The organism is Pseudoduganella sp. jia 9, from assembly GCF_055502615.1.
The window spans coordinates 219,461-245,283 of the sequence record NZ_JBUPWE010000010.1 but is presented as its reverse complement, the minus strand read 5'-3'; the positions used below and the strand labels follow the sequence as shown (position 1 = coordinate 245,283).

The window sequence follows — 25,823 nt, the reverse complement described above, 5'->3', positions numbered from 1 at the left end:
CCTCATTGGTCGTGAATGCATCCTGAGGGCTGGAGTACACTCCAGGGTCAAGCATTTTCTCCAGGGAGCGTGATGAGGATCGGCGACATCGCGCAGGCGACCGGCATCAGCCGGGATACGCTGCGCTTCTATGAAAAACGCGGCCTGCTGGCCGCGCGCCGCAGCGGCAACGGTTACCGCGACTACCCGCCCGAGGCGGTGCAATGGCTGAGCTATATCCGCACCGCGCAGTCGCTGGGCTTCACCTTGGCCGAGATCGAGGCGGACCTGCCGCTGCTGGCCGATCCCGGCGCATCGTCCGACGCGATCCGCGCCGCGCTGCGCGCCAAGCTGGCCGAGATCGACCGGCGCATCGGCGGCCTGGCGGCCCTGCGCGCGGACCTGGCCGCCCGGCTCGATGAGGCAATCGACTGCCCGCTGCGGCCCGCGACCGGGGTTGCCACGACGGCCGACAGCGCTCAGACCGGCACCTGACGCCATCCATGGTCACCGCCACCTTCCGCTTCGACCCGGCGCTGGACTTTTTCCTGCCGCGCGTCCAGCGCGGGCATGCGCAGGCCACGCCATGCGCGCGCGCCGCCACCGTCAAGCACATGGTCGAGGCGCTGGGCGTGCCGCACACGGAAGTGGGCGCGGTGCGCGTCAACGGCCACCCTGCCCCGCTCGACCTGCTGCTGGAGGACGGCGACGATGTCGTGGTGCCGCCTGCGCCGCCGGTGGTGCTGGCGCCGGACGAAGCGCGCTTCGTGGCCGATGCCCACTTGGGCGGGCTGGCCCGGCTGCTGCGGATGGCCGGCTTCGATACGCTGTACGACAACGACATCGGCGACGGCGAAGTGGAAGCCTTCGCGGAACATGGCGGGCGCATCGCGCTGACGCGCGACCGGGAACTGCTGAAGCGCCGCGGCGTGCTGCGCGGCTGCTATGTGCGCGCGCTGAAGCCGGAGCAGCAGTTGCGCGAGGTGGTGGCACGCTTCGGCCTGCGGGACACGATGCGGCCGTTCTCGCTGTGCCTGGCCTGCAATGTGCCGCTGCGGCCGCGCGCCAGGGAGGATGTACTGGACCGGCTGCCGCCCTCGGTGCGGGACAGCCAGGACACGTTCCTGGGCTGCCCGCGCTGCGGCGGCGTGTTCTGGCAGGGCTCGCACTGGCGGCGCATGCGCGCGCTGCTGGACGGCGTACGGTGCGGTCACCCGGCCGGGCCGCCGCCGGCGCCGGGCGCACCAGCGGCACGCGGGCTATAATGGCCGGCTGACCGTTCATGCATCACCAGAAAACACGCACAGACGTGCGCCTTTTTGAGATCCTACGTGAATCCATTACTCGACAAGCTGCACCCTTATCCGTTTGAAAAACTGCGCCTTCTGTTCGACGGCGTGAAGCCGGACCCGGCCCACCGCGCCATCAGCCTGGGCATCGGCGAACCGAAACACCCTACCCCGAAGTTCATTTGCGAAGCGCTGGCCGACAGCCTGTCCGGCCTGGCCGTCTATCCGGCTACCATCGGCACCGAAGCGCTGCGCGGCACGATCGCCGCATGGCTGGAGCGCCGCTATGGCCTGCCGCCGCTGAACCCGGCCACGCAAGTATTGCCGGTGAACGGCTCGCGCGAAGCGCTGTTCGCGTTCGCGCAGGCGGTCATCGATCCCGCCGCGGATGCGCTCGTGGTGTGCCCGAACCCGTTCTACCAGATCTACGAAGGTGCCGCGTTCCTGGCCGGCGCCGAGCCGTATTTCGTCAACTCGGACGCGGCGCGCAACTTCGGCTGCGACTACGACAGCGTGCCCGCCGACGTGTGGGCGCGCGTGCAGTTGCTGTACCTGTGCTCGCCCGGCAACCCGACCGGCGCCGTGCTGTCGCTGACGGACTGGGAAAACCTGTTTGCCCTGTCCGAGCGCCATGACTTCATCATCGCCGCCGACGAGTGCTATTCCGAGATCTACCATGGCGACGAGCCGCCGCTGGGCGCGCTGCAGGCGGCCCACATGCTGGGCCTGTCCACGGTTGACAGGCCGTATGCGCGGCTGGTGGTCTTTTCCAGCCTGTCGAAGCGCTCGAACGTGCCGGGCCTGCGCTCGGGCTTCGTGGCCGGCGACGCGGACGTGCTGAAGAAATTCCTGCTGTACCGTACCTACCACGGCGGTGCCATGAGCCCGCCGGTGCAGGCCGCATCGATCGCGGCGTGGAACGACGAGTCCCACGTCGCGGAAAACCGCGCGCAATACCGCGCGAAATTCGATGCCATCACGCCGCTGCTGGCCGAAGTGCTCGACGTGGCACTGCCGGACGCCGGCTTCTACCTGTGGGCCGACGTCAGCCGCACCGGCCTGTCGGACACCGAGTTCGCACGGCGCCTGTACGCCGAATATAATGTCACGGTCCTGCCGGGCAGCTACCTGGCGCGCGAAGCGCATGGCACGAATCCAGGCCGCAATCGCATCCGCATGGCGCTCGTGGCGGAAACGGCCGAAGGGCTGGAAGCCGCGCAGCGCATCGTGCAGTTCTGCAAATCCCTCACTACTGAAGACGCATCATGACTCAACAACTCCAGCAAATCATCGAACAGGCATGGGATAACCGCGCCGAGATCAACCCGTCGAACGCCAGCGCCGAAGTGCGCGACGCGGTCAACCACGTACTGGCCGGCCTGGACAACGGCAGCCTGCGCGTGGCGCAGAAGGACACCGGCACCTGGGTGGTCAACCAGTGGATCAAGAAGGCCGTGCTGCTGTCGTTCCGCCTCGAGAACAACGTGGTGATGCCATCGGACGGCACCATGCAGTTCTACGACAAGGTGCCGACCAAGTTCGCCAATTACACGCCGGAAGATTTCGCCAAGGGCGGCTTCCGCGTGGTGCCGCCAGCCGTGGCGCGCCGTGGTTCGTTCATCGGCAAGAACGTGGTGCTGATGCCTTCCTACGTGAACATCGGCGCCTATGTGGACGAAGGCGCGATGGTCGATACCTGGGCAACGGTCGGTTCGTGCGCGCAGATCGGCAAGAATGTGCACCTGTCCGGCGGCGTGGGCATCGGCGGCGTGCTGGAGCCGATGCAGGCCAACCCGACGATCATCGAGGACAACTGCTTCATCGGTGCCCGTTCGGAGATCGTCGAAGGCGTGATCGTCGAAGAGAACTCGGTCATCTCGATGGGCGTGTACATCGGCCAGTCGACCAAGATCTACGACCGCGCCACCGGCGAAGTCAGCTACGGCCGCATCCCGTCCGGCTCCGTGGTGGTATCGGGCTCGCTGCCGTCGGCCGACGGCAAGTACAGCCTGTACTGCGCGGTGATCGTCAAGCGCGTCGACGCGCAGACGCGCGCGAAGACCGGCATCAACGAACTGCTGCGCGGGGTATAAGCCCGTTAAACCTACTGCGCGTTGCATTTCGGGCCTGCGGTGCTCGCCGTACCTACGTACGGCTGCGCGCCTCGACCCGAACTGCCGCCGCTCGCTACGGTTTTCCGGACTTATACCAGAGCATTCCCAAAGTTCATCGAGGTATGCATCATGATGGAACGGCTTTTCCAGCTGATGAAAGAGAAGAACGCGTCGGACATGTTCTTCGCCGTGAATTCGCCGGTGCACCTGAAAATCAACGGCAATCTCATTCCGGTCAACCAGCAGAAGCTGGAACCGGAAAACATCGATGCGCTGCTGGCCGAGATCTGCTCCACGGAGCAGATCCGCGAACTGGCGCGCAGCAATGAACTGAACATGGGCATTTCCGTGCCCAGCCTTGGCCGTTTCCGCCTGTCGGCGTTCCGCCAGCGCGGTACGATTTCCGCCGTGTTCCGCTACGTGCCGGCCAATATCCCCGCTCTTGACGAACTCAGTTTGCCGCCGATCCTGGCCGAACTGATCATGGAGAAGCGCGGCCTGATGCTGGTGGTGGGTTCCACCGGTTCAGGAAAATCGACCACGATCGCGGCGATGCTGGACCACCGCAACGAACTGCGCTCCGGCCACATCCTCACGCTGGAAGATCCAATCGAGTACCTGTTCAAGAACAAGAAGGCGATCGTCAACCAGCGCGAGATCGGCAGCGACGCGAAGGATTTCGCGACCGCGCTGAAGAATTCGATGCGCCAGGCACCGGACTGCATCCTGATCGGCGAGATCCGCGACCGCGAGACGATGGCCGCCGCGCTGGCCTACGCGCAGTCCGGCCACCTGGTGCTGGCCACGCTCCATGCCAACAACAGCTACAACGCGCTGAACCGCATCATCAGTTTCTATCCGATCGAGAATCGCCCCGCGCTGCTGCAGGATCTGTCGTCGACGATCCGCGCCATCGTGTCGCAGCGGCTGGTCCGCTCGAGCGGCGGCGGCACGCGCACACCGGCCGTCGAGGTGATGGTGAATACGCGCTACGTGTCCGATCTGATGGAAAAAGGCGAAATCGGGCAGATCAAGGAAGCGCTGGACCGCAGCCTGTCGCCCGGCTCGCAGTCGTTCGAGCAGGCGCTGTACAAGCTGGTACAGGAAGGCCGCATCACGCAGGAAGAAGCGCTGGCCAATGCCGATTCGGCGACCAACCTGTTGTGGCTGCTGAACAATGGGCCGGACAGCCGGCAAGCCAGCGATCCGGAGCCGAAGCCCATGGCCGAGGCGTCCTTTACCGAGTTCACGCTCAATACTTGAGCCGACCGGGCCGCCCGAGGCGGCTACGCCGCCAGTCCTTGCGGCTATAATGGCGCACTTTAGCCGGCGCCCGCCGGCGCGCGCCCTCCCGAATACCCATGATCACACTCTACGGCATCCCCAACTGCGACACGGTGAAAAAAGCCCGCGTCTGGCTGGCCGGCCAGCAACAGGATTTCACCTTCCACGATTTCAAGAAGCAGGGCCTCGACGCGACCACCGTGCAGCACTGGCTGAAGCACGTGGACTGGGAAATCCTCGTCAATAAAAAAGGCACGACGTGGCGCGGCCTGGCCGACGATCGCAAGGCCGCCGTGACGGACGCGGCCAGCGCCACCGCGCTGATGCTGGAGAACCCGTCGGTGATCAAGCGCCCCGTGCTGTGCACGGCCGAGGCTTGCCACGTGGGCTTCAAGCCGGAACAGTACCAACAGATCTTTACGAAACAAGACCAATGACCGAATCCCGTACCCTCGCGCTGACTGAAAAACTGATCGGCCGTTCTTCCGTCACTCCCGAGGACAAAGGCTGCCAGCAGCAGCTGATCGAATTGCTCGAGCCGCTCGGTTTCCGCTGCGAGACGATCGTTTCGGGCGACGTGACGAACCTGTGGGCGCGCCGCGGCACTGAACAGCCCGTGTTCGTGTTCGCCGGCCACACCGACGTGGTGCCGACCGGCCCCGTCGAGCAATGGACGTCGGAGCCATTCTTCCCCACGATCCGCGACGGCAAGCTGTATGGCCGTGGCGCGGCGGACATGAAGACGTCGATCGCCGCGATGGTGGTGGCCTGCGAGGAATTCATCGCCGCCCATCCCGATCACAAGGGTTCGATCGCCTTCCTGCTGACCAGCGACGAGGAAGGCCCGGCCACCGATGGCACCGTCATCGTCTGCAACAAGCTGAAGGAACGCGGCGAAGCGATCGATTACTGCGTGGTCGGCGAACCCACGTCGAGTGCCGTGCTGGGCGACATGATCAAGAACGGCCGCCGCGGTTCGATGTCCGGCTGCCTGACCATCAAGGGCATCCAGGGCCACATCGCCTATCCGCAGCTGGCCAGGAACCCGATCCACCAGGCCGCACCGGCGCTGGCGGACCTGGTGGCCGAAGTGTGGGACGAGGGCAACGAGTACTACCTGCCCACGTCGTGGCAGATGTCGAACGTGAAGGCCGGCACCGGCGCGAACAACGTGATTCCTGGCCAGATGGTGATCGACTTCAATTTCCGCTTCTCGACCGCCAGCACGGCAGAGGGCCTGCAGCAGCGCGTGCATGCGATCCTCGACCGGCACGGCCTCGAGTACGACCTGAAATGGACCATTTCCGGCTACCCGTTCCTGACGCCGCGCGGCACGCTGTCGACGGCACTCTGCGACGCGATCAAGGGCGAGACCGGCATCGACACGGAACTGTCGACGACGGGCGGCACGTCGGATGGCCGCTTCATCGCGCAGATCTGCCCGCAGGTGATCGAATTCGGCCCGCCGAACGGCAGCATCCACAAGATCGACGAGCATGTCGAGGTGCGCTTCATCGATCCGCTGAAGAACATCTACCGGCGCACGCTGGCGAATTTACTCACCTGATCTGCTTGCCTGAGCTCCCCGCGTAAAGGAACGAATACCATGTCCACCATCTTTGCCACGCCGCGCGACCTGCTGCGCTATGCGACCACCCGCTTCAACACGGAAAAACTGTTCTTCGGCCACGGCAGTGCCGAAGCCTTCGACGAAGCGGCCTACCTGATCCTGCACACGCTGAAGCTGCCGCTCGACAGGCTCGATCCGTTCCTGGATGCGCGCCTGCTGCCGGACGAAATCCAGCGCGTGCTGGACGTGATCGAGCGCCGCGCCACCGAGCGCGTGCCGGCCGCCTACATCACCAACGAGGCATGGCTGGGCACCTACCAGTTCTACGTCGACGAGCGCACCATCGTGCCGCGCTCCTACATCGCCGAACTGATTCCCGACTACTTCGCGCCGTGGGTGAACAATCCGGAAGGCATCGCCAACGTGCTGGAACTGTGCACGGGTTCCGGCTGCCTGGCCATCATGCTGGCCGACGCGTTCCCGGATGCGCAGCTCGACGCCGTCGACATTTCGCCGGATGCGCTGGAAGTGGCGCGCCGCAATGTCGAGACGTACAAGCTGGAAGACCGCGTAAACCTGATCCAGTCGGACCTGTACGCGAACGTGCCGGCGAAAAAATACGACCTGATCATCACCAATCCGCCGTACGTGAACTCCGGTTCGATGTCCCGGCTGCCGCAGGAATACCGCCACGAACCGCAGATCGCGCTGGACGGCGGCGTGGACGGCATGGACCTGGTGCGCAGGATCGTGGCCGGCGCGGCCGAGCGGCTGACCGACGACGGCCTGCTGATCGTCGAGATCGGCAACGAGAAGGCATTCGCGGAAGCGGCCTTCGGCGACATGGGCCTGACGTGGCTGACCACCAGCCAGGGTGATGACATGGTGTTCCTGCTGACCGCCGACCAACTGAAACTGTAAAGAATGATTCGTCTCGAACAAGTAAGCCTGATGCGCGGCGTGAAGCCGCTGCTGGAAAACGTCGACCTGACGCTGAACCCCGGCGACAAGATCGGCCTGATCGGCGCCAACGGCGCCGGCAAGTCCAGCCTGTTCGCGATGCTGCGCAACGAGCTGCATCCGGACCAGGGCAATATCGACTTCCCCGCCAAGTGGCGCATGGCCTACGTGGCGCAGGAAACCCCGCCGCTGCAGCGCAACGCGCTCGACTACGCGATCGACGGCGACGTCAACCTGCGCAAGCTGCAGGCGGAACTGGAGCGGCTCGAAGCGCTGCCCGACTCCGCCGAACAAGGCCTTGCGCTGGGCAATGCGCACGTGGCGCTGGCCGATGCGGACGCCTACACGGTGCAGTCGCGCGGCGAACAGCTTCTGCTGGGCCTGGGCTTCACGCTGGACCAGATGCAGCAGCCGGTGGCCAGCTTCTCCGGTGGCTGGCGCATGCGCCTGAACCTGGCACAGGCGCTGATGTGCCCTTCCGACCTGCTGCTGCTCGATGAACCGACCAACCACCTGGACCTGGACGCGATCATCTGGCTGGAAGACTGGCTGAAGCGCTACGCCGGTACCCTGATCATCATTTCGCACGATCGCGATTTCCTCGACGAGATCGTCAACGTGATCGTGCACATCGACGACCGCAAGCTGAAGCGCTACTCCGGCAATTACTCGAGCTTCGAGCGCCAGCGTGCCGCGCAGATGGTGCTGATGGCCGGCGCCGCCGAGAAGCAGGCGCGCAAGAAGGCCCACCTGGAATCGTTCATCGACCGCTTCAAGGCCAAGGCGTCCAAGGCCAAGCAGGCGCAGAGCCGCATGAAGGCGCTGGCGAAGATGGAAGAGCTGGCGCCGCTGCGCGCCGCCGCCGAATTCTCGTTCGAGTTCCGCGAGCCGCTGTCGGCGCCGAACCCGCTGCTGGTGATGGAAGACGTGGATGCGGGCTACCGCAGCGAGGACCCGGATACCTACGAGATCAAGGAAAAGACCATCGTCCACGGCATCAACTTCAGCCTGCAGACGGGCCAGCGCATCGGCCTGCTGGGCGTGAACGGCGCCGGTAAATCGACACTGATCAAGACGGTAGCGGGTGACCTGGCACCGCTGGCGGGTACATCGACCACCGGCAAGGGCCTGATCATCGGCTACTTCGCCCAGCACCAGGTGGAAATGCTGCGCCACGACGAATCGCCGCTCTGGCACCTGCAGAAGATCGCGCCAACGGTGCGCGAGCAGGAACTGCGCAACTTCCTGGGCGGCTTCAACTTCCCGGGCACGATGGTGACCAGTTCGATCGCTCCGTTCTCCGGCGGCGAGAAGGCGCGCCTGGCACTGGCGCTGATCGTGTGGCAGCGCCCGAACCTGCTGCTGCTCGATGAACCGACCAACCACCTGGACCTGGAAACGCGCGAAGCGCTGACCGAAGCACTGGCGCAGTTCGAAGGCACGCTGGTGGTGGTATCGCACGACCGGCACCTGCTGCGGGCGACCACCGACCAGTTCATCATCGTCGCCGACGGCATGCTGCAACCGTTCGATGGCGACCTGGACGACTACAAGGACTGGCTGTTCAAGACCAAGCTGGGCAAAGGCACCGACGTGCTGCCGGCGGCAGGCAAGGAGCACAAGACGGCGTATCCATCGACGTCGCCGGTGGCGGCGCCGCCCGCCGCGCCGGCCGTCGACAAGCGCGAACAGAAGCGGCTGGAAGCGGAGCAGCGCCAGCGCCTGGCGGCCCAGAAAAAGCCGATCGAGAACAAGATCAAGCGGCTGGAAGAACAGATCGCCAAGCGTAACGCGCAAAAGGCGGATGTCGATACGCAGTTGCAGGATCCGGCGATCTACGAAGCGGCCAACAAGGCGAAGCTGAAGACACTGCTGGCGGACCAGGCGTTCTATACCAAAGACCTGGCACAGCTGGAAGAGGAATGGCTGGGCTTGCAGGAGCAGCTCGAGGCACTGGCCGCCTGAGCCAGGAAAGCACTGTTATCGCCGCGGCTTGCGCGGACAGCAAAGCGCCGCCCTCGGGCGGCGCTTTCTTTTCATGCCCGCCATCACGCGGCGGCGTCGAACTTGTCGTGCCTGACGCGCCGGATGGCCATCAGCTTGTCGATGTCGACGACGATCAGCCGGCGCGTGCCGGTTTCCGCCAGGCCCATCAGGTAGTCGACATTCATCGCGACCTCCGCATCCAGGTTCGGGATCGGCCTGATGTCGCGGCCGGCGAGCATGACGAGGTCCGTCACGCCGTCGGTCACCATGCCCATCACGCAGCTGGTGAGCTTCAGGATGATCACGTCCGTGCGCGGATCCTGCACCGGCGGCCGGGGTGTGAACGCGATGCGCATGTCCACGATCGGCATGATGATGCCGCGTGAAACGGCCACGCCGCTGATGATTTCCCCATCCGCCGCGAAGCGTTCGAGCGCCTGCAACGGCCGCAGTTCCTGCACGTTCCGGTAATCCAGCGCGTATTCCAGTCCGCCGAGGCGGAAAGCGAGATACTGCCGTACCTCGGTGTCCCCTTGCGGGCCGGCCGCCGGCTTCGGCCCATCCGGCACCTGAAGCACTGGCAGCGCTTCCCGCGCATTGATCGTTGCAGGCGTGTGATCTGGTTGCATGGTGATCCTTTCTTCCGTCTTGCGGTAAATTTAGGCTTCTTCCATGCTAAGGTCGCCTCCTGTAAGGGTCTTGAGAACGCTCAATGTTTCCTGTTGGGATTATTCCGAACTCAGGGATGATTCGCCTTAACGGGCCGACGACCAATCGAGCGCGCCATCCGACGCATGCAAACGGAGAGTCAGGTTCACTGCGAACTGATTTGATCGGGCGCAAAGCGCTGCGTCACTGTGCCGGTATGGCCTGATGGGGAGGGATTGCAACCGACTCGAGATGACCGAATGAACCGCCTGCGAAAACGGGCCCGGTATTTTCATACCGGGCCCGTTCGAGGGAAAGAAATGCTGCCGCGCCGGCAGGGTCAGCGCTTCGGTGTGACGGAATATACTTCCATGCCGGCTTCATTGATCTGGCGGCGCAGGTCGCGCCGTTCGTCCGGTGTCATGCGGCTCATGCGGCGCGAGATCTCCGCGTTGTTCGCATTTTCCTGCATCATCCGGCGCTGCTCTTCGGCACGGGCTTCGAACGATCGCGCGTCGGCCGCGCTGCCCCAGCGGCTGTCGCGGCGCGATTGCTGCTGTTGCTGCTCGTCGCGGCGCGGCGGCCCGTCATTCGGACCAGCGTGCACTATGGAAGGCAGCACGCCACACACCGCGAAAAGAAGGGACGCGATCGCGGCACGCGCGCACCGCGCGTCTGCCCTGCTCCGATCGTGTGCCTGCTCATTCATGCCATGTCCTCGTTCGTGTCTGGTAACCTGTACCCGATGGACGAAGTGTATGCCCCTTTACCCATACGTATAAGGGTGATTGGGTAAAGTTTGTAACACTTTGTAATGGGTACGTCCGTGCGCGCCGCCCAACGCATTAAGACGTTACCATAGCGACATGCTTCTGACAATTCCGACAGCAATATGACCACATCGAACGACACCGGCAACAACGCCACCACCTCCTCTTCCACCGTTTCGCATGGCGGCCACCAGGCCAAGATCATGGTCGTGGACGACGACGTGCGCCTGCGCGACCTGCTGCGCCGCTACCTGACCGAACAGGGTTTCAACGTCTTCACCGCGGAAAGCGCCACCGCCATGAACAAGCTGTGGCTGCGCGAGCGCTACGACCTGCTGGTGCTGGACCTGATGCTGCCGGGCGAGGACGGCCTGTCGATCTGCCGCCGCCTGCGCGGTGCCGGCGACCAGACACCGATCATCATGCTGACCGCCAAGGGCGAAGACGTGGACCGCATCGTCGGCCTCGAAATGGGCGCGGACGATTACCTGCCGAAGCCATTCAATCCGCGCGAACTCGTTGCCCGCATCGGCGCCGTGCTGCGCCGCAAGGGTCCCGATGAAATCCCCGGTGCGCCATCCGAAACGCCGCAAACCTTCGAGTTCGGCCAGTTCGTGCTGGACCTGGGCACGCGCACGCTGAAGAAGAACGGCGAGACGGTGCCGCTGACCACCGGCGAATTCTCCGTGCTGAAAGTGTTCGCACGCCATGCCCGCCAGCCGCTGTCGCGCGAAAAGCTGATGGAACTGGCGCGCGGCCGCGAATACGAAGTGTTCGACCGCTCGCTCGACGTGCAGATCTCGCGGCTGCGCAAGCTGATCGAGCCGGACCCCTCCAGCCCCCTCTACATCCAGACCGTGTGGGGCCTGGGCTACGTGTTCATCCCGGAGGGACAGCCGCGCTGATGCGTGCCGTCCGATGAAGTTTCGTCACATTACGCTGGCTCGCATGAAAAGCGGGCTGTTCTGGCGCACTTTCCTGTTGCTCGGCGTGCTGACCACGCTGTCGATGGCGTCCTGGACCGGCATGATCAGCTGGGTCCAGCGCGGCCCGCAGGCGCAGCAACTGGCCGCGCAGGTGATCTCGGTCGTCACCATCACGCGCGCGGCGCTGACCCACTCGGCACCCGAGCTGCGCACCGAACTGCTGTTCGAACTCGTCTCGAACGAAGGCATCCGCGTGTTCCTCCTGGAAGAGAACGACGAGGTCGACCCGCCGCCGGACATCGCGCTGATGCCGGACATCGAACGGCTCGTCAAGGCCAAGCTGGGCAGGACCACCCGCTTCTCCGCCCGCGTGAATGGCATGCGCGGCTTCTGGGTCAGCTTCAACATCGGCGAAGACCAGTACTGGCTGATGCTCGAGCGCGAGCGGATTCCGTGGCTTGGCATCCAGTGGCTGGGCTGGGCGGCGGTCGTATCGCTCGTTTCGCTACTGGGCGCGGCCGCGATTTCCAGCCTGGTCAACGCGCCGCTGCGCCGCCTGACGGCCGCGTTCCGCGCCATCGCGCAGGGCCGGCATCCGGAGCCGCTGCCCGAAAAGGGGCCGCAGGAAATCCGCCAGGCCAACCGCAGCTTCAACCAGATGGTGGACGACCTGCAGCAGGTGGAATCGGACCGCGCCGTGATCCTGGCCGGCATCTCGCACGACCTGCGCACGCCGCTGACGCGCATGCAGCTCGAAGTGGAAATGGCCGACCTGACGCCGGATGCGCGCGACGGCATGAAGTCCGACCTGGCGCAGATGGATGCGATCATCGCCCAGTTCCTCGACTACGCGAAACCGACCGAGTCCTCCACCTTCGTGCCCCTGGACGTGACGGCCATGCTGGAAGAAGTGGCGCATGAAGTCTCCCGCCTGCCGGACGTGAAAGTTACCACCGACATCGCCTGCCCTGCCCTGGTGATGGGCAATGGCACCGACTTGAAGCGGGTATTCCACAACCTGATCGAGAACGCCCGCCGCTACGGCAAGACGCCCGGCACGGACATGGCCGAGATCGACATTCGCTGCAATGTGAAAGGAACGCATGCCGCGAAGCGGGTCGTCATCGACGTTCAGGACCACGGCGTGGGCGTGCCCGAAGAACGGATGGCCGAGCTGCTGAAACCGTTCACCCGGCTCGACGAAGCGCGCAGCCAGGCCAACGGCGCCGGCCTCGGGCTGGCCATCGTCGAGCGCGTGCTGCAACGGCACGATGCGCAGCTCAGCCTGAGCAATCGCGACGGCGGCGGCCTGTCGATCCAGATCACGATGGAAGCGACTTAGTCCGTGCAACGCCGCTCCTGACAGGAACTGTCAGCGCCCGCTCCTATCATGGCACATCACCGTGCCCACGCGCGGACGGCCGGCGCCACGAAAAAAAATTTCAGCGGCTTGTCGATCTGGCGTTTCGCCGTTCGTCGTGGGAGTATGGGAACGCAGTTCGTGTTCCCTGAAACCACCATGAAGGAGATAGGCCATGAGCGAAGTCGAAAAAATCCCTGCGGACATGCCCACCGTGACCCCGCACCTCGTCTGCCGCAACGCCGCGGATGCGATCGAGTTCTACAAGAAGGCTTTCGGCGCCGTCGAGCTGGTGCGAATGCCCGTGCCCGACGGCAGCGGCAAGCTGATGCACGCCATGATCCAGTTCGGCGACACGAAAATCATGCTGGTCGACGAATTCCCCGACTATGGCAGCTTCGGCCCGCAGGACCTGCCCGCATCCCCCGTCACGCTGCATTGCTACGTCGAGGATGTCGATGCCGCATACCAGCGCGCGGTCGATGCCGGCGCCACCGCCAAGATGCCGCCGGCCGACATGTTCTGGGGCGACCGTTACGGCGTGCTGCGCGACCCGTTCGGCCACAGCTGGTCGCTGGCCACGCACATCCGCGACGTGCCGCCAGAGGAAGCCATCGAAGCGTCGAAGACGGCGATGGACTGCCCGGAACTGAGCCAATAAGCAGCCCGACAAGGAGACACCACCATGCGATTCATGATCATCGTCAAGGCATCGGCCGACAGCGAAGCGGGCAGGATGCCATCCACCGAATTGCTCGATGCAATGGGCAAGTACAACGAGGAACTCGTCAATGCCGGCGTGATGCTGGCCGGCGAAGGCCTGCATCCCAGCTCGAAAGGCGTGCGCATCCGCTATCACGGCAAGGAGCGTACCGTGATCGACGGGCCATTCTCCGAAACCAAGGAACTGATTGCGGGATTCTGGCTGATTCAGGTAAAGTCGCGCGAAGAAGCGATCGAATGGCTTAAGCGCGCCCCGATGGAAGACGGCGATGAAGTCGAGATCCGCCAGGTGTTCGAGGCGGAAGACTTCGGCGCCGAACTCACCCCGGAGCTGCGCGAACAGGAGGACCGGCTGCGCGAGCGCATGGCTTCCAGTCCGACCTGATTTTTCAGGATAGAAAAGGAGAACGGGATGCATTTCATGGTGATCCGGCGCGCCGACGCCAGTTCGGAGAACGGCGCTTTCCCTCCCGCACCGCTCACCAGCGCCGTGCCGGCCGGGCGCTGGCTACATCCCGAGGCTGCGCGCCTGCATCGCTCCGCCGGCGCCTGGACCATCGAACACGGCCCCTTTCCCGTGAGCGAGCTGGCGGCCGGCTTCGCGATCGTCGACGTGCCGTCGAAGGAAGAAGCGATCGCCTGGGCCTTGCAGTGGCCCACGGCCGATGCCGAGGGCGGCGTCGTGCTGGAGGTGCGCGAAACCGGCTGCTCCGGCGGCTGCGCCGGCATCGACACGCAATCGCCGGCGCACCTGACACCCTACGCTGTATTGCTGCGCTCGAGCGCCGGCCTCGAAGCCGACGACATCCCGCCGCCCGAGGTCATCGCCCGCATGAATGCGCGCAACGCGCAGGATGCGGGGGCCGGCGTACTGCTGGCTGGCGACGGGCTGAAGCCTACCGCGAAAGGTGCACGGGTGAAGTTCAAGGGCGGCCGGCCATCGGTCGTCGACGGCCCGTTCACGGAGATCAAGGAACTCATTGCCGGCTTCTGGCTGATCCAGGCCGCCTCGCGCGACGAGGCGATTGCCTGGGTGAAAAGCTACCCGTTCCCCTGGCCGCAGGTGACGCTGGAACTGCGCGCGGTGGCCGGCCTGCCGGGCGGCGCGACCGCCCCCGCCGCGCATTGAACGACCGGGTCCATCGCACCGTCGAGGCGGTGTGGCGCATCGAATCGGCGAAGATCATCGCCGCGCTGGCGCGGATGCTGCGCGATGTCGGCCTGGCCGAGGAAATGGCGCAGGAAGCGCTGGTGGCCGCGCTGGAAACCTGGCCGGCCAGCTTCCCGGGCACGGGCACGCCGGACAACCCTGCCGCGTGGCTGATGGCCACCGCGAAAAACCGCGCGCTCGACCACCTGCGCCACCGCAAGCTGGCACAGGACCGGGAACCCGCGCTCACCTACGAAATCGAAAGCCTGCTGGAAGACGCCGCACACAACGCGGACCAGGCGCTGGACCGGGCGCTGGACGATCGCATCGGCGACGACCTGCTGCGCCTCGTCTTCATCGCCTGCCACCCGGTGCTGCCCACCGAGGGCCGCGTGGCACTCACCTTGCGCCTGCTGGGCGGCCTGACGACGGACGAAATCGCCCGCGCCTTCCTCGTGCCCGAGCCCACGGTGGCGCAGCGCATCGTGCGCGCCAAGCGCACCCTGTTCGAAGCCCGCGTGCCGTTCGAGGTGCCGGCGGGGCACGAACTGGTGCAGCGGCTGTCTTCCGTGCTGCAGGTGATCTACCTGATCTACAACGAAGGATATTCGGCAAGTGCCGGTGCCGACTGGATGCGCCCCGCCCTGTGCGACGAGGCGCTGCGCCTGGGCCGCATCCTGTCCGGCCTGGTGCCGCGCGAACCGGAAGTGCACGGCCTGGTGGCGCTGATGGAAATCCAGTCGTCGCGCGTGCGCGCCCGCATCGCGCCGGATGGCGCGCCGGTGCTGTTGCTGGACCAGGACCGCGCACGCTGGGACCAGCTGCTGATCCGCCGCGGCCTCGCCGCGCTGGAGCGCGCCACGCAACTCGGCAAGAGCCTGGGACCGTACGGCCTGCAGGCAGCGATCGCCGCCTGCCACGCGCGTGCCCGCAAGGCAGCCGACACCGACTGGGAACGCATCGCCGCGCTGTACGATGGCCTGGCGCAGCTGGCGCCGTCGCCGGTGGTGGAGCTGAACCGGGCGGTGGCACTGGCGATGGCATTCGGCCCCGCCGCCGGGCTGGAAGTGGCCGACATGCTGGTCGACGAACCGGTACTGCGCAACTACCACCTGCTGCCCAGCGTACGCGGCGATTTCCTGTTCAAGCTGGGGCGGATCGTGGAGGCCCGCGCCGAGTTCCTGCGCGCCGCGGAACTGACGCAGAACGAGCGCGAACGCACGCTGCTGCTGTCGCGCGCAGCGGCCTGCCTGTCGCTGCCGGCGCAGGAAACCCCGGGCGCCGGCCAGGGAACTTGACAGGTCACTAGGGAATTTCCCGCGCGCCTTCGCTGCGCGTGCGCAGGTAGCGCGGCATGCTGTCCGCCAGCTGCAGCCAGGGCAGGTGGCTTTGCATGTAGGTATGGTCGCCGGGCGGCGCCAGCTCCGGATCGTCCAGGCTGGCGGTGGTGACATCGAGTTCCTCCGGCCAGCGCGCGTCCTCGAACGTCATCTGCGTGCCGCAGCCGGCACAGAAGCCGCGGCGCACGCCGGGGCTGGATGCGTAATATGCCAGGCAGCCCGCCGTGAAACGCAGGCCGGCGCGCGGCACCGAGAACCATGCCACGCAGGGCGCCCCGCTGGCGCGGCGGCACATCGTGCAGTGGCACAGCGTGCTGTTGAACGGCCTCGCCGTGACCAGGTAGCGCACGGCACCGCAGAAGCAGCCTCCCTGGTGCATCTTCCCTCCTTCAGGCCAGTTTCAGCCTTGCTCGAGCAGTTTGGTCAGCAGCAGCTCGGTGGACCCGTAGCCGTACAGCGAATCGCTTTCCAGGCCCGATGTTTCATACGGCACCGACACTTCGCGCTCCGGCTTGGCCGGATCGTCCGCGTAGGTCGCCTGCCAGGCGCGCTTCAGCGCATCCGAGCGGCGGATGAACACGGGCACCGGCCAGTCGTTGCGGTCGAAGTGGCCGGCTTCGCCGAGCACCGGCCAGCGGCCGTTGGCCAGCGCCATGTCGCCGGTGCGGATGGCCTTGACGGCATCGCCCGCCTTCAGGGCCTGCACATCGGCCAGCGTGGGCATCGTGGCGCGCTTCGGCCCGAACAGATAGGCCAGCATGATCTTGCCCTGGGGCGACATGCGGGCAACGAGCCCGGCCGCGTAACCGCCGTTGATCAGCGGCACGGCGAACCAGCTTCCTTCGTAATACGGCTGCTTCATTCGATTCTCATTATGTGGACTGCCTTACATGTTCTCGTCGTAGCGGTATTGGGCCGCGATCGGGCCGGCCTTGAACAGCGCATCGCGCAATTCCTTGTCCAGCTTCGGGTCGCGCCGGCGGGTCCATTCGACCAGCATGGCCACGTGCTTGCGCGCACTGTCGCGCTGGCTGGCCAGCACGAGCTTCAGCTCCGGGTCCGTACAGGCCGCCCAGCGCTGGTTTGCCGTGTCCAGCGCGCCGAGCCGGTCGATCAGCGAAGTCAGCGCACGATGCATGTCGAGTACCTGGGCATCCAGGCTCTCGCGGTTTTCAACGACGTGTTCCTGCGTCATGAAGGCCTCCTGTCGGCATGGCATGGAAAGCCGGTATTGTGCTTCGGAGTCCATGTTTCCACAAGTATAACTATGGCCCCGGACGGATGGCGCACGACATTGCATTCAAATGTGATAAGCTTCCGGCTTCGCTAGGGGTCCTGGACAGGTTTGCATGTCCGGGTGAGAGATACCCTCCGTACCTGATCTGGATAATGCCAGCGAAGGAAAGCGCAACGCAGTGCTCGTCACTCTCCCTCTTCCTCTTCCCGGGTGTGCTCCCTCGCTGGTTCGATAACGAACGAGAACGAGAATTAGAGCACATCGATGAACAAGACCACTTTCGCCGTCTCCGCCGCCGCGCTGGCCATCGCGCAGGCTTTCCCCGCCCTTGCACAGCAGGCCGCAGCCACCGCCAATGATCCCACGATGACGGAAGTCGTCATCACCGCGGTGCGCGGCACCGCGGAAAGCGCTTCGGTCGCCGGCTTCTCGGAACGGCCGCTGCTGCAGACGCCGGCCTCGGTCAGCGTGGTCACGCGCGAGCAGATGCAGGCGCTGAACATCCGCTCCACCACTGACGCGGCGCGCTACGACGCCAGCATCAGCGACGCCTACAACGCGGTCGGCTACGCCGAGCAGTTCTCCATCCGCGGCTTCAAGCTCGACAATGCCTCCAGTTATCGCAAGGATGGCCTGGCGATCTCGGCCGACACACAGATTCCGCTGGAGAACAAGGAAACCTTCCAGGTGCTGAAGGGCCTGGCTGGACTTACTGCCGGCGTGGCGGCACCGGGCGGCATCGTCGACTATACGACGAAGCGGCCGACCAGCGGCACGCTGCGTTCGGTACTGTTCGAAGTGAGCGAGCGCGGCACGCTGTACGGGGCCGTGGACCTTGGCGGCCGCTTCGAGGATCGCCGCTTCGGCTACCGCATCAACGTGGCGGGCGAGCGGCTGCGCTCGTACATCGACGGCGCGGACGGCCGCCGCAGCTTCGTTTCGGGCGCGTTCGACTGGCAGATTTCGCCCCAGGCGCTGCTGCAGGTCGATGCCGACTACCAGAAGAAATCGCAGGTCTCGGCGCCCGGCTTCCAGCTGATCAACGGCGTCTCGCTGCCGGTCGTGGATGCCGCCACGCTGCTGAACGACCAGCCCTGGAGCTACCCGGTAGCCACCGAAAGCATGAACTTCGGCGCGCGCTTCGAGTACCGTCTCGCCCCCGACTGGAAGGTGGAAGTGAAAGCGAACCGCCACGTGTTCAAGCGCGACGACTACACCGCATTCCCCTACGGCTGCTCGGCCCAGGAGCTGTATCCGGGCTTCTGCGGCAACGGCGACTACGACGTCTACGACTACCGCAGCCTCGGCGAACAAAAAAAGCCGCTGGCCGCGCAGGCCATGCTGCAGGGTCGCTTCGCCACCGGCGCGCTGTCGCACGACCTGTCGGCCGGCGTGGCCTACCACGGCAACAAGGAAAGCTGGGGCGAGGATGTCTATGAATATGCCGGTACCAGCAACATTTACCGCCCGGTGGCGGTGCCCGACAGGAGCGACCTGCAGACCGGCCCGGCCTCGGTGCGCCGCAAGGACAACGAACGCGCCCTGTTCGCGCAGGACATCGTCGGCCTGACCAGCGAGCTGGCGCTGCATGCCGGCGCGCGCTACGTGAAACTGAAGCGCGACGAAGCCGGCGTGGCGCCGAGCAGCGCCAGCTTCTGGCTGCCGAACGCTTCGCTGGTCTATAGCCCGCGCGGCAACGTGTCGCTGTATGCGACCTATGCGCGCGGCCTGAAGCACGGCGGCATCGCGCCGCTGCAGACGGTGAACGAAAACCGTGCGCTGGCCCCGTCGAAGTCGAAGCAGGTCGAGGTGGGCGCCAAGGCCCTGGTCGGCGGCATCAGCTATGCCGCCGCACTGTTCCAGATCGAACAGGGACTGGAATACATCGACGCCGGCAACACCTTCGTGCGCAATGGCGAAGCGCAGCACCGCGGGTTCGAATTCTCGGCGCAGGGCAAGGCCACGCGCGAACTGACGGTCGGCGCCTCGCTGGCCGCATTGAGCACGAAGCAGAGCGGTACCGGCCAGGCCATCTACGACGGCAAGCGGGTCACCAACGTGCCGGCCATCCGGTCCACCGTGTTCGCCGAATATGCGCTGTCCGCGGCATTCAAGGTGAACGGCGACTGGCAGTTCGCCGGCAAGAAGGCGTTCGATGAGGAAAACAAGGTGTTCGTGCCGAAGTATCACCTGTTGAACGTCGGCGCTTCCTATGTGACGCGTGCCGGCGGCATGCCGCTGGTGCTGCGCGCGCAGGTACGCAACGCGCTCGACAAGTTCTACTGGCGCGACGTCACGCCGGACCTGGGCGGCTACCTGATGCCGGGGCTGGGGCGCACGTTCCGGGTCTCCGCGCAGCTCGAGTTCTGAGCGCTGCCGATACGTGACCTGCGCGGGCCGGCGCGGGGCGGCGTCCTACGCCCCGCTACGCTCCGAGTACCTCTTCCACCTGGCGCAGCCGCTGCGCCAGCGGTCCGTGGATGCGCACGTGCGCGATCGCGCGGGTGGCCAGCTCCTCGGACAGGATCGCATTGACGGCACCGCTCTGGTCTTCCGGTTCGCGGCACAGGCCATCCGGCGTCCAGGGGATATCCGGCGCGCAGGCCAGCGTCACGTCGTAGCGACGCGAGGCCACCAACGCCTCCAGGCGCGGTTCGATGCGGCCGAAGTAATGGCGGCTGTAGACGGCCGTCATCAGCGGCGTGGTGTCGCAGAACAGGAAGCGGCTGGCCCGCGCCATGGCGAGATCCTCGCGCGCGGCCTGCGTTTCGGCGATGTGCAGCTGGTCGTCCTCGACCGGCACGCGCTGGCGCAGTTCGACGAACTCGCGCAGGTATTCCGGCACCCACACATCGCCATAGCGTTCGGCCAGCGCCTGCGCCAGCGTGGTCTTGCCGGAAGAGGCGCTGCCGACGATCGCGATGCGCATCGTCCTCACCGCAGCACCATCGAATCGCTGGCAGGCTCATTGCCCGACGCGTCGGCCAGCATCGACCTGCGCCACGCCAGCAGGCCGATCGTGGCCATTACCACGAACAGGCCGTACAGCACGGCCGTGAGCATCAGGCCCTTGTGCACGTACAGCGCCACGTACAGCACGTCGACGATGATCCATACATGCCAGTTCTCCAGCTTTTTGCGCGACAGCAGCAACTGGCCGACCAGGCTGCCGGCAGTCAGGAAGCCGTCCGCGAACGGCACGTCGGTATCGGTGAACGCCATCAGGAACCAGGCCAGCGCGATGAAGCCGACGATCCAGCCCAGCGCAGCCACTGCCCTGGCGGACCACGACAGCTGCGTGACCGGCAATCGCGCGTGGCGATCGTCGCCATGCAGCCACTGGTACCAGCCCCAGAACGACACCGTGATGAATACCACCTGCAAGCCCATGTCGCCATACAGCCTGGACTGATAGAACACCACGCCGTACAGCGCGGAAGAAAGGATCGCGAACAGCCACGCCCAGTGCTTCTGGCGGATATTGAGCCAGACGGTGGCGATCGACAGCACAAAGGACAGCAGTTCGAGCGGCGTGGTGGACAGGCCGGACAGGTTGAGGGTTTCGTTCATGAGGCAGCGCTCTGGAGGACGGCGGATTATGCCATGGTGGCGCCCCGCCGGACAGGCTGGCTGGGCCAGCAGGCGGCGATTCCGTGCAACGTCTAGTTACTACGCGCAATTCTCACCAATTATTGCATATTGTCAACATCGTCTGCATGGCGAATAATGGGTAAAACATCCGAGGCCCGACATGTACCGCCACCTTCCGCTCCTGCTCGTGCTTCCCGCGCTGCCCGCCATCGCCCAGACGCCCGCGGCCCCGATTCCCATTCTTTCCTTCGTCAAGGAGGAGCAATTTACCCGCCCGCGCCTGTCACCGGACGGCAAGCACCTCGCGGTAACCGTGCGCACGCCGATCGGCAAGCGCGACGTGCAGACGATCACGTTCTACAGCCTGCCCGAGCTGAAGATCGAAAGCGTGGTGCGCCTGCCGGCATTCCAGGTGCCGATGAACTATTACTGGGTCAGCAATACCCGCCTGGTCGTCAGCAAGGGCCACGAACAGGGATCGCGCGAGGCTCCCGAGTCGTACGGCGAAGTGCTGGCCATGGACTATGACGGCAAGAAGCAGGAATACCTGTACGGCTACGAACGCTTCCAGAATGCGCCGCGCAACAGCGGCTTTCACGACGACTATGGTTCGGCCTACATCGCCAGTATCCCGGCCAGCGGCAATGGCCGCGTGTTCCTGTCCGCCAACCTGTGGCAGGCGGATTTCAGCGAACTGATCGACGTCGACACCGTCAAGGGCAGCCGGCGCTCGGTGGCCCGCGTGCCGCATCCGTCGTTCCGGTTCCACGTGCAGAATGACGGACAGCCGCGCTTCGCCAGCGGCGTCGACGACGATGCGCATTTCATGCTGCTGCGCCGGGAGGACGGCAGCAACCGGTGGCTGCGCGTGCCGACCGAAAAGGCCGGCACGTACCTGCAGCCGGTTGCCTTTTCCGCGGACGACCAGGAATTCCTGGCCTGGCATTCGCAAAAGGGGGAACCGGAGTCCCTGGTCCGGGAAAACCTGGCGACCGGCGCGCGCCGGGTGGTGGCGACAGACCGCGATGGAGAACTGGCCGAACTGATGTATGGCACCAGCCCCTACCTGCCGATCGCGGCCTTCACGACCGTCGGCATTCCGCAGGTGCGCTACCTGGAACCGGACAGCCATGCGGACGTCGCGCTGCACAGGCAGCTCGCCGCGCAATTCCCCGGCGACACGGTACGCTTCATCGACAGCACCACCGATGGCGCCAAGCTGCTGTTCATCGTCTACAGCGACCGCGACCCCGGTACGTACTACCTGTTCGACCGCAAGAGCGGCCGCGCCGACATGCTGTTCGCCGCCATGGACTCGCTGGAGCCGGACCAGATGGCCGAACGCAAGCCGGTATCGTTCAAGGCGCGCGACGGCCTGCAGCTGCACGGATACCTGACGCTGCCGCGCCAGCCGGCCGCCGGCAAGCTGCCGCTGGTGCTGCTGCCGCACGGCGGCCCGCACGGCATCCATGACAGCTGGTATTTCGACACCGATGCGCAATTCCTGGCCAACCGCGGCTATGCGGTGCTGCAGGTAAACTTCCGCGGCTCGGAAGGCCGCGGCGAGTCGTTTCGCGAAGCCGGCTTCCGCCAGTGGCGCGGCAAGATCATGGACGACCTGGTCGATGGCGTGCGCTGGGCTGCCGAACAGGGCAATATCGATGGCAACCGGATGTGCGTGTATGGTGCCAGCTTCGGCGGCTATGCGGCGCTGACGCTGGCCTCGCGCGAACCGTCGCTGTTCAAGTGCGCGGCCGGCTATGCCGGCGTCTACGACATCAAGCTGTTCTATGAAGAAGACCGGGCGAAACGCTCGAAAAGCGTGACCAGCCTGTACCGGCACTACGTGGGCGACGACATCAAGGAACTCGACCGCATCTCGCCGGCGCTGAACGCCGGCACGATCAAGGCGCCAGTGCTGCTGATCCACGGCGGCAAGGACAAGGTCGCGCCCAAGGAGCACGCGCTGCGCATGCGCGATGCGCTGACGAAAGCCGGCAACGCCCCCGAGTGGTATTACGTCGACTACGAGGCGCACGGCTTCTACGATACCGAGAACCAGGCCGAGGTCTACCGCCGGCTGGAGACCTTCCTGGCGAAACACATCGGCAGATAGGCCGGTGTAGACTGCATGCTCGCCCAGGAGGACAGCATGCCGTTCGATCTCGACCGCTTCATCGCCGCGCAGGACCGCATCTATGACGACGTGCTGCGCGAGCTGCGCGCCGGCCGCAAGGCCAGCCACTGGATGTGGTTCATCTTCCCGCAGCTGAAGGAACTGGGCCGCTCGGACACCAGCCGCTTCTACGGCATTGCCACGCTGGACGAAGCGCGCGCCTACGCCGGTCATCCGGTATTGGGCGCGCGGCTGCGCGAATGCACACAGCTCGTCAACGCGCATGCCGGCACGCCGCTCGACGTCATTCTCGGCCACGTGGACGCCCTGAAATTCCGCTCCTCGATGACGCTGTTTGCACAGGCGACGCAGGATGCCGTGTTCACCACGGCGCTGGCGGCTTTCTGCGCCGGCCTGCCCGACGAGGCCACGCTCGACCTGCTTGGAACGTAAAAAAGCCGCCCTCCTTCCGGACGGCGGCCTTTTCCATGCGATCGGGCGTACTTACTTCTTCGGATACCTGATCGTCATTTCCTTCAGCAGGTTGTCGGCACCATCGACTTCCTTCATCACCCACAGCATGTAGCGCACATCGAGGTGGATGGCGCGCGTGATGGCGGTGTCGAAGTACCAGTCCTTGGTGATCGATTCATAGGTCGAATCGAAGTTCAGGCCGATCAGTTCGCCGCGCCTGTTGACGATCGCCGAACCGGAATTGCCGCCGGTGGTGTCCGCGCTGGACAGGAAGTTTACCGGCACCGTGCCCAGCACCGGGTCCTTGAACTGGCCGTAGCGCTTCGCCTTCACCGCGTCCAGCAGCGCCTGCGGCGCATTGAACGGATCCTTGCCGGTGTGCTTCTCGACGATGCCTTCCACGGTGGTGAACGGGCCCTTGGTGATGCCGTCCTTCGGCGAGTACGAGTCCACGGTGCCGTAGGTCACGCGCAGGGTCGAATTGGCGTCCGGGTACACCGGCTTGCCCTGCGACTTCTTCCACGCGATCACGGCGCTCATGTACTGCGGGATCACCTTTTCCAGGTTGCCTTCCGATTCCTTCGAGCGGTCTTCCAGCGCCGATGCGAAAGCATGCATCTTCACGGCCAGCCGCATGAACGGATCGTCGGATTTTTCCAGCGCGGCGGCGTCGGCATCGAGCAGCGCCAGGCGCGTCTTCGTGTCGCCCAGCGTCGACTTCCGATACAGCGCCGGCACGTCGGCCACGGACGGCAGCAGCGCGTCGAGTCCCTGCGGACGGAATGCCGCCGGCAGCTTCGCGTAGCGCTGCAGGCCGGCGGTGAAGCGCGCCTGGTCCACGCCGCCCACATACGACTGCTCGAGGCGGGTCAGGCGCGCCTTGATCATGGCCAGGTCGCGGTCCTGGTAGCCGGCTTCGCGCTGCGCGTCCGGCTTTTCGCGTTCCAGCGCCAGGCGGTACAGCGTGCGCGCGCTCTTGAACAGGTCGGAGTTGGTAGCCACGTTCCACGCGAACGTCTGCTGTTCCAGCGCCATGTCGGCGGCGATGGCCGCGTCGAGCTCGGACAACATCGACCCGGAAACGCCTGCCTGCTTGCCGTACCACGCGCGGAACTCCGCATCCTGGCCATCCTTGATGGCGGCGATGTCCTTGCGCGCGAAGCCGTCCAGCAGGCCCTGCGTCTTCTTCATGCGGTTGTTGATGGACTTGACGACCGAGGCGTAGCGCACTTCGTCGTTCTTGCTGCTCTTCGTCGCGGCCGCGATGGTGTCCAGGTCGGCCTGGTATTCCGCCACCATCGCCGGGTACGACGTATCGCGTGCAAAACGGATCTCGGCCGGCAGCTTGTAGCGGCTGGTGCGGCCCGGATAGCCGGCCAGCAGGATCGGATCGCCGGCCTTCAGGCCTTCGGCCGACACGACGAGGAAGTCCTTCGACTTGTACGGCACGTTGTCCGGAGAAGGATCGGCCGGGCGGCCATCCTTGCCCACGTAGGCGCGCAGGAACGAATAGTCGCCGGTGTGGCGCGGCCACTCGTAGTTGTCGATGTCGCCGCCGTAGTTGCCTACCATGTCGGCCGGCGCGTAGACCAGGCGCACGTCGCGGATCATCATCTGGCGGATGCGGTAGTACTCCAGGCCGCGGTGGAATGCGGGCACCGAGCAGCGGTACGATTTATCCGTCTCGCATTCGGCGGTCAGCGCCTTGATGCGGCTGGCGATCGCCTCGTGGCGCGCCTTGCCGCCCACGTTCTCCAGCCCTTTCAATACGCGTTCGGTCACGTTCTCGACCTTCTCGGTCACGTACACCAGCGCGTTCGGGCCGCCCGGCAGTTCCTCGGCGCGCGTCTTCGCCAGGAAGCCGTTGACGATGTAGTTCTTCTCCGCCGTGGAATTGCGCTGGATCGAGCCATAGGCGCAGTGGTGGTTGGTGACCACCAGGCCGTCCGGCGACACGAACGACGCCGAGCAGCCGCCCAGCGACACGATGGCGCTCATCGGGTGCTTTGTGAGATCCGCGATGCGCTCCGCGGGGATCTGGATGCCGATGCGCTTCAGTTCCGATTTCAGTTGCGGCAGCTGGTGGGGTTGCCACTGGCCTTCGTCGCCGTGTGCGACACCGAAGGCGGCCAGCAGAGCGGCCGGCAGGACTAGTTTTTTGAACAAGATATGTTCCCCTGGGGTTGATGAAAAGCCGGGGAAGTATAGACGGAAAACTAGGGATGGACCCTGTTTTACAGGCAACTTTCCTGTACAAAACCGGCAAAACTGGGGACGTACCCCTGTTTCAAGGAAATATGCCCGAG

The 25,823-nt window shown here is 65.3% G+C and carries 26 protein-coding genes and 1 riboswitch; of the genes, 18 read left to right on the top strand and 8 right to left on the bottom strand.

Annotated features, from left to right (window positions below):
• Positions 1–72: 72 nt before the first annotated feature.
• The 9 genes from ACY34H_RS15055 to ACY34H_RS15015 all read left to right on the top strand — a co-directional run bounded on the left by ACY34H_RS15055 (position 73) and on the right by ACY34H_RS15015 (position 9,161).
• Complete coding sequence (locus ACY34H_RS15055; RefSeq protein ID WP_464978281.1) at positions 73–474, top strand: MerR family transcriptional regulator; 402 nt, start codon at positions 73–75, stop codon at positions 472–474.
• A gap of 8 nt (positions 475–482) precedes the next feature.
• Positions 483–1,244, top strand: a complete 762-nt coding sequence (locus ACY34H_RS15050; protein WP_464978280.1) for a Mut7-C RNAse domain-containing protein — start codon at positions 483–485, stop codon at positions 1,242–1,244.
• 66 nt (positions 1,245–1,310) lie between these two features.
• The gene (gene dapC / locus ACY34H_RS15045; protein WP_464978279.1) at positions 1,311–2,537 is read left to right on the top strand and encodes a succinyldiaminopimelate transaminase; all 1,227 of its coding nucleotides are present in this window, start codon (positions 1,311–1,313) and stop codon (positions 2,535–2,537) included.
• Positions 2,534–3,361 carry a 2,3,4,5-tetrahydropyridine-2,6-dicarboxylate N-succinyltransferase gene (gene dapD, locus ACY34H_RS15040; RefSeq protein ID WP_464978278.1) on the top strand — a complete coding sequence of 276 codons (828 nt, stop codon included), beginning with the start codon at positions 2,534–2,536 and terminating at the stop codon, positions 3,359–3,361. The genes dapC and dapD overlap by 4 nt, the downstream gene beginning before the upstream one ends.
• A 147-nt stretch (positions 3,362–3,508) precedes the next feature.
• Complete coding sequence (locus ACY34H_RS15035; RefSeq protein WP_464978350.1) at positions 3,509–4,645, top strand: PilT/PilU family type 4a pilus ATPase; 1,137 nt, start codon at positions 3,509–3,511, stop codon at positions 4,643–4,645.
• Positions 4,646–4,743: 98 nt separating this feature from the next.
• Entirely contained in the window at positions 4,744–5,103 is a 360-nt protein-coding gene (locus tag ACY34H_RS15030; RefSeq protein ID WP_464978277.1) for an ArsC family reductase, read from the top strand.
• Positions 5,100–6,233, top strand: coding sequence for a succinyl-diaminopimelate desuccinylase (gene dapE, locus ACY34H_RS15025; protein ID WP_464978276.1), 1,134 nt, complete (start codon positions 5,100–5,102; stop codon positions 6,231–6,233). The genes ACY34H_RS15030 and dapE overlap by 4 nt, the downstream gene beginning before the upstream one ends.
• Before the next feature lie 39 nt (positions 6,234–6,272).
• Positions 6,273–7,157: a 50S ribosomal protein L3 N(5)-glutamine methyltransferase gene (gene prmB / locus ACY34H_RS15020; RefSeq protein WP_464978275.1), complete on the top strand. Its 885-nt coding sequence runs from the start codon at positions 6,273–6,275 to the stop codon at positions 7,155–7,157.
• Between the two features lie 3 nt (positions 7,158–7,160).
• Positions 7,161–9,161: an ATP-binding cassette domain-containing protein gene (locus tag ACY34H_RS15015; RefSeq protein WP_464978274.1), complete on the top strand. Its 2,001-nt coding sequence runs from the start codon at positions 7,161–7,163 to the stop codon at positions 9,159–9,161.
• Between the two features lie 83 nt (positions 9,162–9,244).
• Here the strand turns inward: ACY34H_RS15015 and ACY34H_RS15010 are convergent, their stop codons facing one another.
• Both ACY34H_RS15010 and ACY34H_RS15005 read right to left on the bottom strand, forming a co-directional pair.
• A complete protein-coding gene (locus ACY34H_RS15010; protein ID WP_464978273.1) occupies positions 9,245–9,811 on the bottom strand; it encodes a chemotaxis protein CheW in 567 nt (188 codons plus the stop codon).
• 359 nt (positions 9,812–10,170) lie between these two features.
• On the bottom strand, positions 10,171–10,539 hold the full coding sequence (locus ACY34H_RS15005) for a hypothetical protein (RefSeq protein ID WP_464978272.1): 369 nt from the start codon (positions 10,537–10,539) through the stop codon (positions 10,171–10,173).
• Positions 10,540–10,803: 264 nt separating this feature from the next.
• Between ACY34H_RS15005 and ompR the strand changes: the two genes are divergently transcribed.
• The 6 genes from ompR (at position 10,804) to ACY34H_RS14975 (ending at position 16,057) form a co-directional block, all read left to right on the top strand.
• A complete protein-coding gene (ompR, locus tag ACY34H_RS15000) occupies positions 10,804–11,505 on the top strand; it encodes an osmolarity response regulator transcription factor OmpR (protein WP_464978349.1) in 702 nt (233 codons plus the stop codon).
• Positions 11,506–11,548: 43 nt separating this feature from the next.
• Positions 11,549–12,868, top strand: a complete 1,320-nt coding sequence (locus ACY34H_RS14995; protein WP_464978271.1) for an ATP-binding protein — start codon at positions 11,549–11,551, stop codon at positions 12,866–12,868.
• Positions 12,869–13,061: 193 nt separating this feature from the next.
• On the top strand, positions 13,062–13,547 hold the full coding sequence (locus ACY34H_RS14990; RefSeq protein ID WP_464978270.1) for a VOC family protein: 486 nt from the start codon (positions 13,062–13,064) through the stop codon (positions 13,545–13,547).
• Between the two features lie 24 nt (positions 13,548–13,571).
• On the top strand, positions 13,572–13,994 hold the full coding sequence (locus tag ACY34H_RS14985; RefSeq protein ID WP_464978269.1) for a YciI family protein: 423 nt from the start codon (positions 13,572–13,574) through the stop codon (positions 13,992–13,994).
• A gap of 27 nt (positions 13,995–14,021) precedes the next feature.
• Positions 14,022–14,738 (top strand): YciI family protein, encoded by a 717-nt coding sequence (locus ACY34H_RS14980; protein WP_464978268.1) that lies wholly within the window; start codon positions 14,022–14,024, stop codon positions 14,736–14,738.
• Positions 14,735–16,057 (top strand): RNA polymerase sigma factor, encoded by a 1,323-nt coding sequence (locus tag ACY34H_RS14975; RefSeq protein ID WP_464978267.1) that lies wholly within the window; start codon positions 14,735–14,737, stop codon positions 16,055–16,057. The genes ACY34H_RS14980 and ACY34H_RS14975 overlap by 4 nt, the downstream gene beginning before the upstream one ends.
• Before the next feature lie 7 nt (positions 16,058–16,064).
• On the opposite strand, the gene ACY34H_RS14970 is transcribed toward ACY34H_RS14975, so the two are convergent.
• The 3 genes from ACY34H_RS14970 to ACY34H_RS14960 are packed head-to-tail and all read right to left on the bottom strand — an operon-like array spanning position 16,065 to position 17,294.
• Positions 16,065–16,478, bottom strand: coding sequence for a GFA family protein (locus ACY34H_RS14970; protein WP_464978266.1), 414 nt, complete (start codon positions 16,476–16,478; stop codon positions 16,065–16,067).
• A gap of 21 nt (positions 16,479–16,499) precedes the next feature.
• Positions 16,500–16,961: an Imm26 family immunity protein gene (locus tag ACY34H_RS14965; RefSeq protein ID WP_464978265.1), complete on the bottom strand. Its 462-nt coding sequence runs from the start codon at positions 16,959–16,961 to the stop codon at positions 16,500–16,502.
• 24 nt (positions 16,962–16,985) lie between these two features.
• On the bottom strand, positions 16,986–17,294 hold the full coding sequence (locus ACY34H_RS14960) for a ferritin family protein (RefSeq protein WP_464978264.1): 309 nt from the start codon (positions 17,292–17,294) through the stop codon (positions 16,986–16,988).
• 123 nt (positions 17,295–17,417) lie between these two features.
• Positions 17,418–17,520, top strand: a riboswitch (TPP riboswitch).
• Positions 17,521–17,600: 80 nt separating this feature from the next.
• On the opposite strand from ACY34H_RS14960, the gene ACY34H_RS14955 reads away from it, so the two are divergent.
• Positions 17,601–19,706, top strand: coding sequence for a TonB-dependent siderophore receptor (locus ACY34H_RS14955; protein ID WP_464978263.1), 2,106 nt, complete (start codon positions 17,601–17,603; stop codon positions 19,704–19,706).
• 55 nt (positions 19,707–19,761) lie between these two features.
• On the opposite strand, the gene ACY34H_RS14950 is transcribed toward ACY34H_RS14955, so the two are convergent.
• Both ACY34H_RS14950 and pnuC read right to left on the bottom strand, forming a co-directional pair.
• Positions 19,762–20,265, bottom strand: coding sequence for an AAA family ATPase (locus tag ACY34H_RS14950; RefSeq protein WP_464978262.1), 504 nt, complete (start codon positions 20,263–20,265; stop codon positions 19,762–19,764).
• A gap of 5 nt (positions 20,266–20,270) precedes the next feature.
• A complete protein-coding gene (pnuC, locus tag ACY34H_RS14945) occupies positions 20,271–20,906 on the bottom strand; it encodes a nicotinamide riboside transporter PnuC (protein WP_464978261.1) in 636 nt (211 codons plus the stop codon).
• Positions 20,907–21,087: 181 nt separating this feature from the next.
• Between pnuC and ACY34H_RS14940 the strand changes: the two genes are divergently transcribed.
• Positions 21,088–23,043 (top strand): alpha/beta hydrolase family protein, encoded by a 1,956-nt coding sequence (locus ACY34H_RS14940; protein ID WP_464978260.1) that lies wholly within the window; start codon positions 21,088–21,090, stop codon positions 23,041–23,043.
• Between the two features lie 36 nt (positions 23,044–23,079).
• Positions 23,080–23,496 carry a DUF1810 domain-containing protein gene (locus ACY34H_RS14935; protein ID WP_464978259.1) on the top strand — a complete coding sequence of 139 codons (417 nt, stop codon included), beginning with the start codon at positions 23,080–23,082 and terminating at the stop codon, positions 23,494–23,496.
• A 51-nt stretch (positions 23,497–23,547) separates the two neighbouring features.
• On the opposite strand, the gene ACY34H_RS14930 is transcribed toward ACY34H_RS14935, so the two are convergent.
• Entirely contained in the window at positions 23,548–25,683 is a 2,136-nt protein-coding gene (locus ACY34H_RS14930; RefSeq protein WP_464978258.1) for a S46 family peptidase, read from the bottom strand.
• Positions 25,684–25,823 lie beyond the last annotated feature (140 nt).